At 69.6% G+C, this 16,863-nt stretch carries 14 protein-coding genes; 13 read left to right on the top strand and 1 reads right to left on the bottom strand.

All coding sequences use genetic code 11. The features are described from left to right. The first annotated feature begins 11 nt into the window (after positions 1 to 11). From mtrB to MYK68_RS16665, 13 genes are all read left to right on the top strand, one after another. Positions 12 to 1,580, top strand: a complete 1,569-nt coding sequence (gene mtrB / locus MYK68_RS16725) for an MtrAB system histidine kinase MtrB (protein ID WP_247868087.1) — start codon at positions 12 to 14, stop codon at positions 1,578 to 1,580. Continuing rightward, the gene (locus MYK68_RS16720) at positions 1,577 to 3,286 is read left to right on the top strand and encodes an LpqB family beta-propeller domain-containing protein (RefSeq protein ID WP_247864882.1); all 1,710 of its coding nucleotides are present in this window, start codon (positions 1,577 to 1,579) and stop codon (positions 3,284 to 3,286) included. Before mtrB ends, MYK68_RS16720 begins: the two co-directional genes overlap by 4 nt. Before the next feature lie 142 nt (positions 3,287 to 3,428). Further along, entirely contained in the window at positions 3,429 to 4,148 is a 720-nt protein-coding gene (locus MYK68_RS16715) for a ComF family protein (RefSeq protein ID WP_247864881.1), read from the top strand. A 295-nt stretch (positions 4,149 to 4,443) separates the two neighbouring features. Continuing rightward, a complete protein-coding gene (gene hpf / locus MYK68_RS16710) occupies positions 4,444 to 5,181 on the top strand; it encodes a ribosome hibernation-promoting factor, HPF/YfiA family (RefSeq protein ID WP_247864880.1) in 738 nt (245 codons plus the stop codon). 96 nt (positions 5,182 to 5,277) lie between these two features. Further along, positions 5,278 to 8,043 carry a preprotein translocase subunit SecA gene (gene secA, locus MYK68_RS16705; protein ID WP_247864879.1) on the top strand — a complete coding sequence of 922 codons (2,766 nt, stop codon included), beginning with the start codon at positions 5,278 to 5,280 and terminating at the stop codon, positions 8,041 to 8,043. Positions 8,044 to 8,683: 640 nt separating this feature from the next. Beyond that, complete coding sequence (locus MYK68_RS16700; protein ID WP_247864878.1) at positions 8,684 to 9,127, top strand: Rv3235 family protein; 444 nt, start codon at positions 8,684 to 8,686, stop codon at positions 9,125 to 9,127. A 61-nt stretch (positions 9,128 to 9,188) separates the two neighbouring features. Next, positions 9,189 to 10,673: a wax ester/triacylglycerol synthase domain-containing protein gene (locus MYK68_RS16695; RefSeq protein WP_247864877.1), complete on the top strand. Its 1,485-nt coding sequence runs from the start codon at positions 9,189 to 9,191 to the stop codon at positions 10,671 to 10,673. Continuing rightward, positions 10,670 to 11,164 (top strand): DUF6912 family protein, encoded by a 495-nt coding sequence (locus MYK68_RS16690; RefSeq protein ID WP_247864876.1) that lies wholly within the window; start codon positions 10,670 to 10,672, stop codon positions 11,162 to 11,164. Before MYK68_RS16695 ends, MYK68_RS16690 begins: the two co-directional genes overlap by 4 nt. Before the next feature lie 101 nt (positions 11,165 to 11,265). Continuing rightward, positions 11,266 to 12,393, top strand: a complete 1,128-nt coding sequence (locus MYK68_RS16685; RefSeq protein ID WP_440713789.1) for a ferredoxin reductase — start codon at positions 11,266 to 11,268, stop codon at positions 12,391 to 12,393. Between the two features lie 114 nt (positions 12,394 to 12,507). Continuing rightward, a complete protein-coding gene (locus MYK68_RS16680; protein WP_247864875.1) occupies positions 12,508 to 13,101 on the top strand; it encodes a mycothiol transferase in 594 nt (197 codons plus the stop codon). A gap of 90 nt (positions 13,102 to 13,191) precedes the next feature. After that, the gene (locus MYK68_RS16675) at positions 13,192 to 14,472 is read left to right on the top strand and encodes a fatty acid desaturase family protein (protein ID WP_247864874.1); all 1,281 of its coding nucleotides are present in this window, start codon (positions 13,192 to 13,194) and stop codon (positions 14,470 to 14,472) included. 145 nt (positions 14,473 to 14,617) lie between these two features. Next, positions 14,618 to 15,838: a fatty acid desaturase family protein gene (locus MYK68_RS16670; protein WP_247864873.1), complete on the top strand. Its 1,221-nt coding sequence runs from the start codon at positions 14,618 to 14,620 to the stop codon at positions 15,836 to 15,838. Positions 15,839 to 16,032: 194 nt separating this feature from the next. Next, a complete protein-coding gene (locus MYK68_RS16665; RefSeq protein WP_247864872.1) occupies positions 16,033 to 16,383 on the top strand; it encodes a DUF732 domain-containing protein in 351 nt (116 codons plus the stop codon). A gap of 29 nt (positions 16,384 to 16,412) precedes the next feature. On the opposite strand, the gene MYK68_RS16660 is transcribed toward MYK68_RS16665, so the two are convergent. Further along, positions 16,413 to 16,814: a type II toxin-antitoxin system VapC family toxin gene (locus MYK68_RS16660; RefSeq protein ID WP_247864871.1), complete on the bottom strand. Its 402-nt coding sequence runs from the start codon at positions 16,812 to 16,814 to the stop codon at positions 16,413 to 16,415. Positions 16,815 to 16,863: the final 49 nt, after the last annotated feature.

Here is a 16,863-nt window from a genome sequence, read left to right as displayed (position 1 = left end):
CTGTGGCCTCGATGCAGCGCGCGGCCGGCAGTGTCGGCCGCGCGTTCGGCGCGCTGTGGAGCCGGTCGCTCCAGCTGCGGGTGGTCGTGTCGACGCTGGTGCTCTCGTTCGTGGTGCTGCTGATCGTGGGCTTTCTGCTGGTCAGTCAGATCACCGGGCGTCTGCTCGACGACAAGCAGGCCGTCGCCCTCAATCAGCTCGAGCGTTCCCGCAACCTGGTGGAACGGGTGCTGACGACCACCGAGTCGAGCACGTCCACCGAATCGCGCCTGGCGCGCGCCCGGGCGTTGATGACCGACCAGGACACCGACTCGGCGCAGAGCGCCGGTGCCGGCGCGTACGACACGGTGCTGCTGGTCCCGGGCCGCCGGGGCGAGCCGCCGGTGGCGGCCGCCGGGCCGGTGACCGAGGTGTCCGAGCAGCTGCGCACCATGGTCAGTCGCGGCCAGGTGGCCTACCAGTACACGACGGTGCACCGCGGCGGCGAGCACCTGCCCGCGCTGGTGGTCGGCACCCCGGTGGAGAGCGCCGTGCCCGACCTCCAGCTGTACATGGTGTTCCCGATGGGCAGCGAGCAGAAGACGGTCAACCTGGTGCGCAGCACCCTGATGGTCGGCGGTCTGGTGCTCCTCGGCCTGCTCGCGGCCATCGCCTGGCTGATCGCGCGGCAGGTGGTGGCGCCGTTGAAGAGCGCATCGCGCATCGCGGTGCGCTTCGCCGACGGCCGGCTGTCCGAGCGGATGCCGGTGCGCGGCGACGACGAGTTCGCGCGGCTGGCGGTCTCCTTCAACGACATGGCCGAGAGCCTGTCCAAACAGATCACCCACCTCGAGGAGTTCGGCGGTCTGCAACGGCAGTTCACGTCCGACGTCTCGCACGAGCTGCGCACCCCGCTCACGACCGTCCGGATGGCCGCCGACATGCTCTACGAGAGCCGCGACGATCTCGATCCGCTGCAACGCCGCAGCGTCGAGCTGATGGACACCGAGCTCGACCGTTTCGAGACCCTGCTCACCGAACTCCTGGAGATCTCCCGGCACGACGCCGGGCAGGCCGAGCTCTCCGCCGAGCGGATGGACATGGCGATCCCGATCGAGGCGGCGCTGGCCACCGTCGAACCGCTCGCCGCCGACAGCGGCACCGAACTGATCGTCGACCTGCCGGTGGAACCGGTGCTCGCCGAGATCGACCCGCGCCGCATCGAGCGCATTCTGCGCAACCTGCTGGCCAACGCCATCGACCACGGCGAGCAGCGCCCGGTCACGCTCACCATGCGCTCGGACGGCGACGCCGTCGCCATCACCGTCCGCGATCAGGGCATCGGCCTCAAACCGGGGGAGGAGAAGCTGGTCTTCAACCGGTTCTGGCGGTCCGACCCGTCGCGCGTCCGGCGATCCGGCGGCACCGGCCTCGGCCTGGCCATCAGCATCGAGGACGCCCGGCTGCATCAGGGCAGACTGGAAGCGGCGGGTGAGCCCGGCGTCGGGTCGTGCTTCCGCCTCACCCTGCCGCTGGTCCGCGGCCACAAGCTCCTCGGCAGTCCGCTGCCACTCAATCCGGACGGGGGAACCCCGCGATGACACCGCGCCGAACAGTGCCGGTGCTCCTGCTGCTGGCGATCATGCTGGCCGTCACCGGATGCGTGGCGATCCCCGACTCGTCGGCGCCGCAGCCGGTGGAGCAGTTCAACCGGACCCAGCCGACCAATCTGGTGCCGACGCCGCGCCGCAGCGACGACCCGGAGACCGTGGTCCGCAACTTCCTCAAGGCGATGGCCGATCCGGCGTCCGGGCACAAGGCCGCGCGCCGGTTCCTCACCACCGGCGCGTCGTCGCGCTGGGACGACCAGGGCCCGACGACGGTGCTCGACGATGTGCGCGTGGTGGTCGATGAGCGTAACGAGAGCGCGATCCGGCTGCGCGTGATCGGGACGCGCGTCGGCGTCCTCAGCACGATCGGCCAGCTCACCCCGGTTGACGGCGAGATGGTGATGCCGCTGACGCTGAACCAGGTGAAGGGCTCCTGGCGGGTGGAGGGCGACCTGGAACCTGGCACGGTCACCGATCGCACCCAGTTCGACTCCTCTTACCGGCTGGCGCAGCTGTTCTACCCCGACCGCACCGCGACCCGGCTGGTCGGCGATCCGCGCTGGCTGTTCGGCGGCGCGCTCGATCCGACGGCGGTGGTCACCCGGCTGCTCGCCGGCCCGGCGCCCGACCTCACCGGCGCCGTCGAGTCGCCCGCGGGCAAGGACGTCGAGCTGCGGGGGCCGGTCGCGATCGACGGCGACACCGTGACGATCAATCTCGGCGGGCTGGTCGACGCCGATCCCCGCAACCGCACGGTGCTCGCGGCACAGCTGATCTGGACACTCGACGCCGCCAGTTTCCGCGGCACCTACCGCATCACGTCCGACGGTTCCCCGCTGGTCGCGGACCGGGCGGACGGCTGGCGCACCGCCGACGTCAAGTCCTTCGATCCCGAACCGGACACCGGACAGGTGCCGCCGCTGCACGTGGTGCGGGGCGGTCTGCTGCGGGTCACGTCGGCGGGCACCGCGCAGGTCTCCGGGCCGCTGGGCAGTGCGACGGATCTGCGGGCGGCGGCGCTGTCCGCAGATCAGACCCGGGTGGCGGCCGTCGCCGACCGCGGCGGGCGCCGAGTCCTGCTGCAGGGCCCGTACGGCGGCATCCCCACCGAGGTGGTCTCCGGCGGCGACATCGTCACGCCGGGCTTCGGCGCGACCGCCGATGTCGGCTACGCGGTGGTCGACGGCAAACCCGTGCAGTGGACGACGGACCAGGCCGGTGCGGCCCGTGTGGTGCCGCTCGACATCAGTCAGGTGGCCGCGATCGATCCGCGACCGATCACCGCGTTCCAGGTGTCGCCGGACGGGGTGCGTGCCGCGCTGCTGGTCGGGGGTCGTGTGCTGCTGGCCGTGCTGACCACCAATGATCGCGGCGTGCCGTCGCTCAGCGGGGTGCACCAGACGGCCTACGACATCGGCTCGGTGGTCGCGCTGGCCTGGGGCGGGATCGAGAACCTGTACCTCGCCCGCACCGGCGACGACGCACCGGTCCTGCGCATCCCGGTCTCCGGGGTGCCCGCGCTGCCGCTGGTCTCCGGCAACCTGAAGCCGCCGGTGGTCGCGCTGGCCGCGACCCGCACCAAGGTCTACGCCGCGGACAGCAACGGCATCCTGGAGATCGGCACCGCCCCCGGTGGCGTCGACCAGTACTGGACCTCGGTCGGCGACACCGGCCGCGGCGCCATCCCCGTCTCGTAGCGCTCGTCGGGCGCGGCCGGTCGGCGGAACTCGTCGTGACGGTCGAGCGGAGTCGAGACCGCTCGCTCCGGATAGCGCGACGCCCGGATCCCTGTGGACAACGTGTTCGACAGCGGGCCCGCCGGGCGACGACGATGCATCCATGACCCCGCCACTCGGATCGGGACGCGCGCTGCGGGAGGTGTTCGCGGCGGCGCTCGATCTGGCGCTGCCGCGCGAGTGTGGGGGTTGCCGTCGGCCGGGGACGCCGTGGTGTGCGCGCTGCGCCCGGCGGGTGGTCGACGATCCCGTGCTGCTCCGTCCGCGCGTGGAGCTCCCGGTGCCGGCCTGGGCGCTCGGCCGTTACCGCGGGCCGCTGCAGAGCGCGGTGGTCGAGCTCAAGGAGCACGGGCGGACCGATCTGGTGCCGATCCTGGGCGCCGTGCTCGCCCGGGGCCTGGTCACCCTCGCCGACTGGGAGCAGCTGCCCGGCGCGCGGCGGCTCGCGCTGATCCCCGCGCCTACCCGGGCGATGTCGGCGCGGCGCCGCGGCGGAGATCCGGTCACCGCGATCGCCCGATCCGCGGCCACCGCCCTCGGCCCGCGCGCGGGCGTGGTGCCGCTGCTGGCGACGGCCGGCTGGACCCGCGACTCGGCGGGCCTGTCCGCGGGTGGCCGGATGGCGAACCTGGCCGGTGCGATCACCCTGACCGGGCCGCCGCCGGCCGCGCTGCTTGCGCCGTGCGAGGGTGACGCGGCCCGCGCCGCGGTGCTGCTGATCGACGACGTGCTCACGACCGGCGCCACCGCCGCGGCGTCGGTCGCCGCGCTGTCGCGCGGCGGCGTCGAGGTGTCCGGAGTGCTCGTCGTCGCCGGTGCGTGAACCGCAGCCTGAGCGTCGCATGTGAAGGGCGACACGACTCGCTTCCGGTACCCCGGAAATGTGGAGAAGAAACGACGGAACCGATAACGTCGAACTCGACAGTGATGAACCTTCAGGTGCAGGAGGTGAGGGCGTTTCGCCCGGTGCCGGAGTTCGTCGGAACCGGGACACTCGCAGCCGGAATCCTGCGGTGAATTCACTGCTAACTGCCGCGCAAATCCCTTGTGCGGCAAGCGAATTGCTCTGTGTCTCGGAACCGAGGAGGTTCCGGCGCAGCGATCGGAGGAGGATGTCGATGTCGGTTGTTCATCGCAAAGGACAGCGCGAACCCAAAGGCCCTGCCCCCACCCAGGCGGAAGTGAACGAGGCGTTCACCCGGCCCGCCTTCGTCGCGGAGGTCGCCGAGCCCGCCGAGCCCGACGCCGAGGTCGTTTTCAACGGCCGCAACGTGGTGATCCCCGAGCACTTCCGCGTGTACGTCGCGGACAAGCTCGCGCGGCTGGAGCGCTTCGATCCCTCGCTCACCCGCTTCGAGGTGGTGCTCTATCACGAGCCGAACCGCCGTCAGCTCAAGCAGGCGCAGGTGGTCGAGGTGACCGCCCGGTGCGACGGCCCCGTGGTCCGGGCCCAGGCGAGCGGCGAGAACTTCTACGCCGCCACCGAACAGGTGATGGACCGGCTGCAGAAGCAGCTGCGCCGCGCCCGCAACCGCAGCCGTATCCGCAAGACCGGCCCGGGCCGGGCGATGAGCCTGTCCGAGGCGGTGGCCCCCGGCGCCCTCCCCGACGATCCGCATCCGGAGACCGTCGCCGAGGCAGAGGACCGCTGGGACGACGGCGTCGAGCCGTACGAGCCCGGCCAGGTGGTCCGCGTCAAGGAGCACGACGCGGTCCCGATGACCGTCGACGACGCGCTCTACGAGATGGAACTGGTCGGTCACGACTTCTTCCTGTTCCACGACCAGGAGAGTGACCGCCCGTCGGTGGTCTACCGCCGTCACGCCTTCGACTACGGCGTCATCCGTCTCTCCTGAGGCGCGGCCGCGCTCACCCGGTACGATGGAATCCGGTCTGCACTCCTGCGGTGCGGGCCGGATTCTTTCGTTGCGACCGATGGGGACTGTGGGACCGTGCTGAACAAGCTGCTGCGCCTGGGCGAAGGCCGGATGGTCAAGAGGCTCGACGCCATCGCCGATCAGGTCGAGGCCCGCGAGGGCGAGATCGAGGCGCTGACCGACGCCGAACTCAAGGCCAAGACCGACGAGTTCAAGGGACGGCTCGACGACGGCGAGACCCTCGACCACCTGCTGGTGGAGGCCTTCGCGGTCGCCCGCGAGGCGGCCTGGCGCGTGCTCGATCAGAAGCACTTCCACGTCCAGATCATGGGCGGCGCGGCACTGCACTTCGGCAACATCGCCGAGATGAAGACCGGTGAGGGCAAGACCCTGACCTGTGTGCTGCCGGCCTACCTCAACGCGCTGTCCGGCGACGGCGTGCACGTGGTCACGGTCAACGACTACCTCGCCAAGCGCGACGCCGAGCAGATGGGCCGCGTCCACCGCTTCCTCGGTCTGCAGACCGCGGTGATCCTCACCGGTATGACGCCGGACCAGCGACGCGTCGCCTACAGCGCCGACATCACCTACGGCACCAACAACGAGTTCGGCTTCGACTACCTGCGCGACAACATGGCGCACGAGCTGGGCGATCTGGTTCAGCGCGGCCACAACTTCGCCGTCGTCGACGAGGTCGACTCGATCCTCGTCGACGAGGCCCGTACCCCGCTCATCATCTCCGGCCCGGCCGACTCGTCGAGCAAGTGGTACACCGAGTTCGCCCGCATCGCGCCGCTGCTGGAGAAGGACACCCACTACGAGGTGGACATCAAGAAGAAGACGATCGGTGTGCACGAGGCCGGCGTCGCCTTCGTCGAGGATCGTCTCGGCATCGACAACCTGTACGAGCCGGAGAACTCGCAGCTGGTCAGCTACCTGAACAACGCGATCAAGGTCAAGGAGCTGTTCCACAAGGACAAGGACTACATCGTCCGCCGCGGCGAGGTCCTGATCGTCGACGAGTTCACCGGCCGCGTGCTCGACGGCCGCCGCTTCAACGAGGGTCTGCACCAGGCCATCGAGGCCAAAGAGGGCGTCGAGATCAAGGCGGAGAACCAGACGCTCGCCACGATCACCCTGCAGAACTACTTCCGCCTCTACGACAAGCTGTCCGGCATGACCGGTACCGCCGAGACCGAGGCCGCCGAGTTCCACCAGATCTACAAGCTGGGCGTCGTCCCGATCCCGACCAACAAGCCGATGATCCGCGACGACCAGTCGGACCTGATCTACAAGACCGAAGAGGCCAAGTTCGCGGCCGTGGTCGACGACATCGCCGAGCGGAACGAGAAGGGGCAGCCGATCCTGATCGGCACCACCAGCGTCGAGCGGTCGGAGTACCTGTCGCGGCTGCTGGCCGACCGCGGCATTAAGCACACCGTGCTGAACGCGAAGTACCACGAGCAGGAGGCGCAGATCGTCGCCGAGGCCGGCCGCACCGGTGCGGTCACGGTCGCCACCAACATGGCCGGCCGCGGTACCGACGTGGTGCTGGGCGGCAACCCGGAGGTCATCGCCGACACCCGGCTGCGCAAGGCCGGCCTGGACCCGGTCAACACCCCGGACGAGTACGAGGCCGCCTGGGACGAGGCGATCGCGGTGGCCCGCGCGGATGCCGCCGACGAGGCCGTCGCCGTGTGCGAGGCCGGCGGCCTGTACGTGCTCGGCACCGAGCGTCACGAGTCGCGGCGTATCGACAACCAGCTGCGCGGCCGCTCCGGACGACAGGGCGACCCGGGTGCGTCGCGCTTCTATCTGTCGCTGGGCGACGAGCTGATGCGGCGCTTCAACGCCGCGGCGCTCGACACCATCATGACCCGCTTCAACCTGCCCGACGACGTGCCGATCGAGGCCAAGATGGTCACCCGGGCGATTCGCAGTGCGCAGACGCAGGTCGAGGAGCAGAACTTCGAGATCCGCAAGAACGTCCTCAAGTACGACGAGGTAATGAACGAGCAGCGCAAGGTGATCTACGCCGAGCGCCGCGAGATCCTCGAGGGCGACGACCACAGCGAGCAGGTCCGCCAGATGGTCGCCGACGTGGTCGGCGCGTACATCGACGCCGCCACCGTCGAGGGCTACGCCGAGGACTGGGACGTCGACGAGCTGTGGACGGCGCTGGGGAACCTGTACCCGATCTCGCTCGACGCCGACACCGTGTTCAAGGTCAACGAGTTCGGCGAGCGCGACGACCTCGACCGGGACGAACTGCGGCAGATCGTCGTCGACGACGCCCTGGCCGCCTATGACCGGCGCGAGAAGGAAGTGGCCGCGATCGGCGGCGACGGCGCCATGCGTCAGCTGGAGCGGTCGATCCTGCTGAACGTGCTCGACCGCAAGTGGCGCGACCATCTCTACGAGATGGACTACCTCCGCGAGGGCATCCACCTGCGTTCGATGGCGCAGCGCGACCCGGTGGTGGAGTACCAGCGCGAGGGCTACGACATGTTCATGGGCATGCTCGAGGGCATGAAGGAGGAGACCGTCAGCCTCCTGTTCAACGCCCAGGTGCAGGCCGAGGCCCCCGAACCCGCCCTCGGCAGCAGCGTCTCGGACATGCTGGCCGGCAGCGGTCTCGGCGGATCGGTCGAGGACGAGGAGGCCGCCGACGGCATCACCTACAGCGGCCCGGCCGAGGACGGCACCCCGGAGATCCACTCCGCGGTGGAGGAACTCTTCTCCGGCACGCCGTCGGAGGTGCTGGGCGACGAGCCGGTCGTCGGCAGCCGCAAGGAGCGCCGCGCCGCCGAGCGCCGCAACCGCCGCCGCCACGCCAAGTAGGTTCCGCCGATACAGCCCGTTGAGTCGCCCGGTCGTGCGCCGGGCTTCCCGATGGTCCGTTGAGTCGTCCGGTCGTGCGCCGGGCTTCTCGATGGTCCGTTGAGTCGTCCGGTCGTGCGCTGGGCTTCCCGATGGCCCGTTGAGTCGCCCGCTTGTGCGCTGGGCTTCTCGATGGTCCGTTGAGTCGCCCGCTTGTGCGCTGGGCTTCTCGATGGTCCGTTGAGTCGCCCGCTTGTGCGCTGGGCTTCCTGATGGTCCGTTGAGTCGCCCGCTTGTGCGCTGGGCTTCCTGATGGTCCGTTGAGTCGCCCGCTTGTGCGCTGGGCTTCCTGATGGTCCGTTGAGTCGCCCGCTTGTGCGCTGGGCTTCCCGATGGCCCGTTGAGTCGCCCGCTTGTGCGCTGGGCTTCCTGATGGCCCGTTGAGTCGTCCGGTCGTGCGCTGGGCTTCCCGATGGCCCGTTGAGTCGTCCGGTCGTGCGCTGGGCTTCCCGAAGCCCGTTGAGCCACCCCGAGCCCGCCAGGGCGAGGGGTGAGTCGAAACGACCTCGAGCCGGACGTGCGATCTCGCGCCGGCGAGCAGATTTCGGAGAAATCCGGCGTGTCGTGGAACCGGAACGGGGGCTGGCGCGTCGGACTGTGCATGAGGGGGACTCTGCTCGACACTCAGCCCGGCACGGCGATCCACGGACCGCGGCCGAAGGCTCCGGCGCCCGACCTGCAGGTGGCCACCGCGGCGCGGTCGTTCGCGATCGCGGTGGTGGCCCGCACCCTGGAGGTGCTCGACGGCAAGCGGCCGCGCGGGCAATTGGCCGGAGCGGTGTCCGACGACGTGCTCACACAGATCGCGACCCTGCTGCAACTCGGCGCGGGCGGACCCGACCGGGAGATTGCCCGGCTCCACCGCGTCCACGTCCAGCTGCGCTCGAGCGCAGCGGCCGAGATCTTCGGCACCTACGTGCGCGGACCGCGGACCCGGGCGTTCGCCGGCGCCATGGAGACCGCGGCGGTGCGGGTCTCCGCGCGCGGCGCGCAGCGGCGCGAACTGTCCCGCCGCTGGGTGGTCACCGAGTTCGCGATCTTGTAGAACCGGTGCCGCGGCACTGGCCCGGCCGGTACGCCGGGGGAGTCGTAGTATCAACGGCACCATGGTGAATCGACTGTCGCCCGACGACGCGATGTACTACTTCCTGGACGGGGCCGGAACGACGACCCATCTGGGCACCCTGTCGATTCTGGATCCGGCGCAGGGCGACGGCGCCCCCCTCGATTACCCGCGGCTGGTGGCCCTGGTGGAGAACCGGTTGCAGCAGATGCCGCGCTACCGGCAGACCGTCACCGAGGTGTCGCTCGGGCTGGCGCGCCCGCTCTGGATCGACGACCCGGACTTCGACGTCACCTTCCACGTGCGCCTCTCGGCCATCCCGCAGCCCGGCAGCGACACGCAGTTGCAGGAACTCATCGCGCGCGTGATGTCGCGGCCCCTCGACCGCCGCCGCCCGATGTGGGAGCTCTACCTGATCGAGGGCCTCACCGGCGGCCGCCTGGCGATCCTCACCAAGACCCATCGCTGCTTGGTCGGCGACGGCAGTCATCCGGAGATCAGCGAGGTGATCACCGACGAGTCTGCCGACACTCCGCGCCTGGATGACGACCTCTGGATGCCGGGGCGGCGCCCGAGCGCCCGGAGCGTCACCCTGGGTGCGCTCGCCGAGGCGATGGCGCGACCCGGGGAATTCGCCGACTCGGTCCTGCACGGCGGCGGGCCGATCGCCGACCTGCTGAGTTTTGCCGACCGCTCGGCCCGCTTCGTCGGCACCACCGTCCAGCAGCTGGTGAACTCGGCGCCGGACAGCCCGCTGAACGCCGCGCCGACGTCGGCCCGGCTCTTCACCTTCGCGTCGGTGCCGCGTGCGGCGGTCCTGGGTGTCGCGAACCGCTTCGAGTGCACGTTCAACGACGTCGTGCTCGGCATCGTCACCGGGGTGATGCGCCGGTGGATGCTGTCGATCCGGGACTCCATCGCCCACGGCGAGACGATGCGGGCGGTGCTGCCGCTCGGGGCGCGCGACGGCGTCGCCGAGTCGCGGCGGGCCGGCGGCGGCTGGCTGTGCGCGGGTTGTCCCGAGTTCATCACCGACCTGCCGATCGGGGAGGACGCGCCGTCGGTGCGGCTGATGCAGGTGGCCGGGCTGGCCGACCGCTACTCGCAGTCGCAGCGGCGGATGACCTCGGGCCTGCGGCCGATGCTGCCCGAACTGGGTGTGGTGCCGTTCGCCGACTTCTCCACGCGCGTGTTCAACGGGCTGTTTCAGCGCTCGTACAACGTGCCGATCAGCATGAGCGACCACCAGATCACTCGCCGCTACGTGGGCGGCGTGCCGGTGGCGGCGCTGTACACCATCCCCGCACTGGTCGCGCGGCGCGCGCTGGCGATCAGTGTCAACGAGTACTGCGAGCGTGTGGAGTTCGGCTTCTTCGCCGACCGCAACGTGATGGGCGATCTGCCCGCGATGGCCGGATACGTGGCCGACTCGCTGGAAGAACTGCGGACCGGCGGCTTCGGTCCGCGGCCGGTCACCCGGATCCCGGTCGCACCGCCGGCCGCCGACGACGATGAGGTCCAGTCATGAGGGTCTACCTGCCCGCAACCCTGAGCGGCGTACAGCGATTGCTCGGCGACGGCGCCTGGATGCCGTTGGGCGGCACCGGTTTCGCGCTCACACCGGCGCTGCGTGAGGCGTACACGGCCGGCGACGACGAAGAACTCGCCGAGGTGGCGCTCCGCGAGGCCGCCCGCGCGAGTCTGCGGCTGCTCGGCACCGAGGCGGGCGAGCTGCCGGTGCGTCGCGTGGTGGTGGTCGCCGAACGCGATGATGCCGTGCCGCGGCCGGATCTCGACGACGCCGTCGTGAAGGTCTCCGGCCCGGTCACCGTCGATCAGGTGGTCGCGGTGCACGTCGACGGCGCGGACGCGCAGGACGCGGTCGCGGCCGCCGTGGCCGTCGTCGATGCGGCCGACCTCGGGGACGAGGACGCCGAACTGGTGGTCGGCGATGCGGAGGATCACGACCTCGCCTGGTACGCCACCCAGGAACTGCCGTTCCTGCTAGACCTGTTGTAGGCGGCGGTTCGTCGGCGCCGACTTGCACACTGTGGTTACGCTTCCGTAAGTTACGGTTCCGTAGGCGGTTCGCGTTCGCGGGCCCGCGAGAGGAGAGCGTGATGGGGTCTTGGCGGGAACGGTTCGAGGCACCGGCGAGGGCCGCGTCGTCGAACGGGAAGATGGCGCACTGGGTGCGGGCGGCGGTCTCCCGGGTCACCACGCCGCTGCTGCCCGACGACTACCTGCACCTGGCGAACCCGCTGTGGTCGGCCCGCGAGCTGCGCGGCCGGGTGGTGTCGGTGACCTCCGAGGCCGGTGATTCGGCGACGATCGTGATCCGGCCGGGCTGGGGCTTCTCGTTCGACTACACCGCGGGTCAGTACCTGGGTATCGGCATCCCGGTCGACGGCCGCTGGACGTGGCGGAGCTATTCGCTGACCAGCGACCCGGACACCTCGGCCGGTGACAAGACCGTCGCGATCACGGTGAAGGCGCTGCCCGAGGGCTTCCTGTCGTCGCACCTGGTCAACGGCCTGGAACCGGGCACCGTCGTCCGGCTGGCCGCCCCCGCCGGGGAGTTCGTGCTGCCGGAGCCGCTGCCGCCGAAGCTGCTGCTGGCCACCGCGGGCAGCGGCATCACGCCGATCATGTCCATGCTGCGGACCATGCGCCGCCGCGGACAGCGGCTCGGCGGGTCCGACGTGGTGCTGGTGCACTCGGCGCCCACCGAGGACGACGTGATGTTCCTCGACGAGCTGCGGGCGCTGGCCGCCGAGGGCGTTGTGACGCTCAAGCTGTGGTTGTCCGCGAACGAGGGGCGGCTCGACGAGGAGGCGCTGTCGGTGGTGTGCCCGGACTGGGCGGAGCGCCAGGCGTGGGCGTGTGGTCCGGGCGGATTCCTGGACATGCTGACCACTGCCTTCGAGAAGGCCGGGGTGGGCGACGCCCTGCACATCGAGCGGTTCGCGCTGGAGCGCGGTGCGCACGGCGCGCAGGGTGGAACGGTCACGTTCGGGACGCGCGACAAGTCGATCACCGTCGACGGCGCCACGACGCTCCTGGAGGCGGGTGAGCAGGCCGGCGTGCAGATGCCCTACGGCTGCCGCATGGGCATCTGCCAGACCTGCGTGGTGATGCTCGACAAGGGCTGCGTGCGCGACTTGCGCACCGGCGTGGAGCATGTCGAGGGCGAACGGATCCAGACGTGTGTCAGCGCGGCCGCGGGGGACTGCACGCTCGACGTGTGAGGGCACTCCGGCCGGCCGTCTCCACCGGGATTCTCGGTGAATCGGCGGCGGCCCGGCCGTCGTTCCCGGGACTATGGAAAGTGCACTCGCATCGGACCACGCCCGGAGGACCCCATGTACGCACCCGCTCGCGACGACGAACTGACCGGACTGATCAACTACGCCGACCAGCAGCTGGGCGCGCTGCGCGCCGCGCTGTACGGGCTCACCGAGGAACAGGCCCGGATGACGCCCTGCCGCAGCGCGCTGTCGCTCGGCGGGCTCCTGAAGCATGCCGAACAGGGCATGGCGGGTGCGATTCACCGACTCCGGGAGGGCACCGAATTGATCGCGCTCGACGAGGCGGGCTTCGCCGCGTACATGAGCGGGTTCACTCTGGGGGACGATGAGACGGCCGCCGGACTCGTGGACCGCTTCGACGCGACGCGCGGCGAGTTCCTCGCGACGGTGGCCGGGATCGATCCGGATGGTGAGGCGCTCGCGCCGCCGGCGCCGTGGGCCGGGATCTATGAGCCGATGCCGATCAAGAACCGGTACTACCTGGTCCACCAGGTCGAGGAGTTCGCGCGGCACGCCGGGCATGCGGACATCCTGCGCGAACAGATCGACGGCCGGTCGATTCCGGCGCTGGAGATGTCGATCGCGGGCGCCCTGCCGAATCGGTTCTTCACCCCGTTCGTGCCGGAGCCGGGAACCCTGCTCGCGTGAGATCCGTCGCTGTCGTCACCCGCACTGGACAACCTTCGGAGCCGTAACCTACGATTGCGTAAGTTACGGAAACGTAAGTGAGGAGAATCGGTGGCCATCAAGGACATCCCCGAGTACGCGCACCTGACCGACGAGGACATCGCGGCGATCGCGGTGGAACTCGACCAGATCCGGGCCGACATCGAGGCCGATCGCGGTGAGCGCGACGCCCGCTACCTGCGCAACACCATCCGGCTGCAGCGCGGCCTGGAACTCGGTGGCCGTGCGCTGATCTTCGGCTCGCGCAAGCGGTCGCTGTGGTGGACCGGTGCGGCGGCGCTGGGCACCGCCAAGATCATCGAGAACATGGAGCTCGGGCACAACGTGATGCACGGGCAGTGGGACTGGATGAACGACCCGGAGGTGCACTCCACGTCGTGGGAGTGGGACAACGCCGGGCCGAGCGCGCACTGGAAGCACCAGCACAACTTCATCCATCACAAGTACACCAACGTTCTCGGCATGGACGACGATGTGGGCTACGGTCTCCTGCGGGTCACGCGCGACCAGCGCTGGCGGCCGTTCTACCTCGGCAATCTGCTGTGGAACACGCTGCTGATGCTCGGTTTCGAGTACGGCGTCGCCGCGCAGCACCTGGAGCTCGGCAAGAAGCGCAAGACCGAGGAAGCCAAGATCGCGTTCCAGAAGGACCTGCGCGACGCCGGTACCAAGATCGGTAAGCAGATCGCCAAGGACTACGTCGTGTACCCGGCGCTGGTCGGCGGTGCGACCCGGTCCCGCCGGGGCTTCCGGAAGGCGCTGACGGCCAACCTGATGGCCAACGTGATCCGCAACATCTGGACCAACGCGGTGATCTTCTGCGGCCACTTCCCGGACGGCGCGGAGAAGTTCACCAAGCGCGACATGGACGTCGAGAACCAGGGGCAGTGGTACCTGCGTCAGATGCTGGGCAGCGCCAACTTCCGGTCCGGCCCGGTGCTCGGCTTCCTGAGCGGCAACCTGAGCTACCAGATCGAGCACCACATCTTCCCGGACCTGCCGAGCAACCGGCTGCCGGAGATCTCGGTGCGCGTGCAGGCCATCTGCGCCGAATACGACCTGCCGTACACCACCGGGTCGTTCCCGGTGCAGTACGCCAAGGCGTGGCGCACCATCGCCAAGCTCTCGCTGCCGAACAAGTACCTCAAGGCCACCAGCGACGACGCCCCCGAGACTGCGTCGGAACTGCGCTTCAAGGACAGCCCGGAGCAGCATCTGGTGTCGACGGTCGATCCGCGCACCGGCCGTCGCCGCGGGCTGAAGTCGGCCCTCACGCGGTTGCGTGACCGCCGGCGGGGCGTCGTCTACCTCGAGACGCGGCCGGCCGCCTGACGGCGCTTGCCGGATGGCCGTGCCCGGGTGACGCGTTCGGATCGACGTGCGCGACCCCGGGTGTCGTTGGGTCGTGATCGGCACAGCAACGGGAGCGAGACGCTGCGCGAGCATCGTCTCGCTCCCGGTTGCATAATGGAGAGCAATGGCGATATCGGACATCAACGAGTACGCGCACCTGAGTGACACGGACGTCGAGGCACTCGGCGCGGAACTCGACGCACTGCGCCGCCGGGTTGAGGCGGAGCTCGGTGAGCGCGATGTCCGTTACCTGCGACGGACCATCCTCGCCCAGCGCGCTCTGGAGGCCGCCGGGCGGCTGGCGCTGTTCGGCAGCCGGCGCCGCTCGCTGTGGCTGGCCGGGACGGCGGCGCTCGCGCTGTCGAAGATCATCGAGAACATGGAACTCGGGCACAACGTGATGCACGGGCAGTGGGACTGGATGAACGACCCCGAGATCCATTCCACGTCGTGGGAGTGGGACATGGTGTGCGCGTCGCCGCACTGGAAGCACTCGCACAACTACATCCACCACAAGTACACCAACATCGTCGGCATGGACGACGACGTGGGCTACAAGATCCTACGGGTCACCCGCGACGAACCGTGGGAGCCCAAGCGGCTGCTCCAGCCCTTCTTCAACGTGATGCTGGCCGCCACCTTCGAGTGGGGGATCGGCCTGCACGACCTGAACCTGTCCGGGATCGCCAAGGGCGAGCAGACGTGGGCGGAGGCCAAACCCAAGGTCAAACTGTTCGCGGCCAAGATCGCCAAGCAGGTGGCCAAGGACTACGTCTTGTTCCCGGTGCTGAGCGGCCCGAACTACCGGCACACGCTCACCGCGAACGCGACGGCCAACCTGATCCGCAATCTGTGGGCCTATGTGGTGATCTTCTGCGGCCACTTCCCCGACGGCGCCGAGAAGTTCACCGTCGACACCCTGGAGAGCGAAACGCGCGGCCAGTGGTACCTGCGTCAGATGCTCGGCACCGCCAACTTCGACGCCGGGCCCGCGCTGGCCTTCCTGAGCGGCAACCTCTGCTACCAGATCGAGCATCACCTCTACCCGGATCTGCCGAGCAACCGGCTCGCCGAGGTCGCGGTGACCGTCCGGGAGATCTGCGACAAGTACGACCTCCCGTACAACACCGACAGCTTCACGCTGCAATACCTGCGCACGCTGCGCACCATCAACAAGCTCGCCCTGCCCGACAGCTGGCTCCTCGACACCGTCGACGACGCCCCCGAGACCACCTCCGAGCGTCGCTTCGACGCGATGCCGACCCGCGCCCCGGGTCTGCGCACCGCGCTGACCCGGATGAAGACGTCCCGGGCGTCGCGCGCGCTCCGCGCCCGTAAGCTGTAGCGAGCGCCGTCGCCCGTCGCGACACCCGCGCGACACGCGTTCCGCAGGCGCCGGCCCCGCATGTCGCGTGAGGTGCGATACGTCGTGTTCGGGGCTGGTTGTCGCTTCTGCTCGCGCGGCCGGGGCCGGACGGCTACCCTCAGCGCAGGATCGCGCGCGGGGTACACCCGTGTGCCCGATGACGAGGAGTTCCCATGCGTTCGACCGCCTACCGCCTTCTGCTGCTGCCCGCGGCGGCCGCCGCCGTGCTCACGCTCGGCGCCTGCGGCAACGACAGCGACGGCGTGCACTCGGACTCCACGCACGACAACGCGTACATCACCGCCCTCAAGGCCGCCGGGGTGGACGTCAGCGACCGCGATGCCCGGATCTCCGAGGGCAAGCAGGTCTGCAAGGACCTCAAGGACGGCAAGCAGGTGATCTCGTACGACGGCTCCGCCGGCGCCGACACCGCGCAGAAGGCGGCGCTCGCCGGCGCCGCCGTGGGTGCCTTCTGCCCGGACATGCAGTCCAAGCTGATGCCGACGGGCCTGCCCACCGGCTAGCGGAATCAGTGTGGCCCGCGGGTAGACGATCAGTGTTCTGGGGTGATGATCTCGCACGTCGGGCCATGCGCTTTCGCGAGTTTCCGGTCCAGGGTCAGGAAACGGCATCCAATCAGTTCCGCGGTCGCGACATACGCGGCGTCGTACGTGGTGATGTTCGAGCGCAGCGCCCAGGCACGTCGGGCGATCACGTCGAACGGCATGAAGGCGAAGGGCATGCGGGTCAGACGGTCGAGTGCGTTGGCGCCGGCGGCCGCGTCGAGAACGCCGCGGATGGTGCTCCGGCGGATGATGTTGCCGACCTCGTAGGGAAGCAGGCTCGGCGCTGCGCAGGCCCACTCGGGGAGAAGTCGTCTCGACCATTCGCCTTCCGGCCCATTGTCGATGAGCGCAGCGGTGATGACGGAGGAGTCGACTACCTGGAAACTCACTAGGCCGTGTCTCCTAAATCTTCTCCGAAGGCATCGGTGGATCCGCTGG

The sequence above is a fragment of the Gordonia sp. PP30 genome (assembly GCF_023100845.1).
Lineage (GTDB): Bacteria > Actinomycetota > Actinomycetes > Mycobacteriales > Mycobacteriaceae > Gordonia.
Note: the sequence above shows the minus strand (reverse complement) of the source record. Positions and strands in the feature narration are given on the sequence as shown.

What these genes read in the sequence shown, in the direction of transcription:
- mtrB (WP_247868087.1), top strand. Translation starts at nt 12, where the DNA reads ATGCAGCGCGCGGCCGGCAGTGTCGGCCGCGCGTTCGGCGCGCTGTGG.
- MYK68_RS16720 (WP_247864882.1), top strand. Translation starts at nt 1,577, where the DNA reads ATGACACCGCGCCGAACAGTGCCGGTGCTCCTGCTGCTGGCGATCATG.
- MYK68_RS16715 (WP_247864881.1), top strand. Translation starts at nt 3,429, where the DNA reads ATGACCCCGCCACTCGGATCGGGACGCGCGCTGCGGGAGGTGTTCGCG.
- hpf (WP_247864880.1), top strand. Translation starts at nt 4,444, where the DNA reads ATGTCGGTTGTTCATCGCAAAGGACAGCGCGAACCCAAAGGCCCTGCC.
- MYK68_RS16700 (WP_247864878.1), top strand. Translation starts at nt 8,684, where the DNA reads ATGAGGGGGACTCTGCTCGACACTCAGCCCGGCACGGCGATCCACGGA.
- MYK68_RS16695 (WP_247864877.1), top strand. Translation starts at nt 9,189, where the DNA reads ATGGTGAATCGACTGTCGCCCGACGACGCGATGTACTACTTCCTGGAC.
- MYK68_RS16690 (WP_247864876.1), top strand. Translation starts at nt 10,670, where the DNA reads ATGAGGGTCTACCTGCCCGCAACCCTGAGCGGCGTACAGCGATTGCTC.
- MYK68_RS16685 (WP_440713789.1), top strand. Translation starts at nt 11,266, where the DNA reads ATGGGGTCTTGGCGGGAACGGTTCGAGGCACCGGCGAGGGCCGCGTCG.
- MYK68_RS16680 (WP_247864875.1), top strand. Translation starts at nt 12,508, where the DNA reads ATGTACGCACCCGCTCGCGACGACGAACTGACCGGACTGATCAACTAC.
- MYK68_RS16670 (WP_247864873.1), top strand. Translation starts at nt 14,618, where the DNA reads ATGGCGATATCGGACATCAACGAGTACGCGCACCTGAGTGACACGGAC.
- MYK68_RS16665 (WP_247864872.1), top strand. Translation starts at nt 16,033, where the DNA reads ATGCGTTCGACCGCCTACCGCCTTCTGCTGCTGCCCGCGGCGGCCGCC.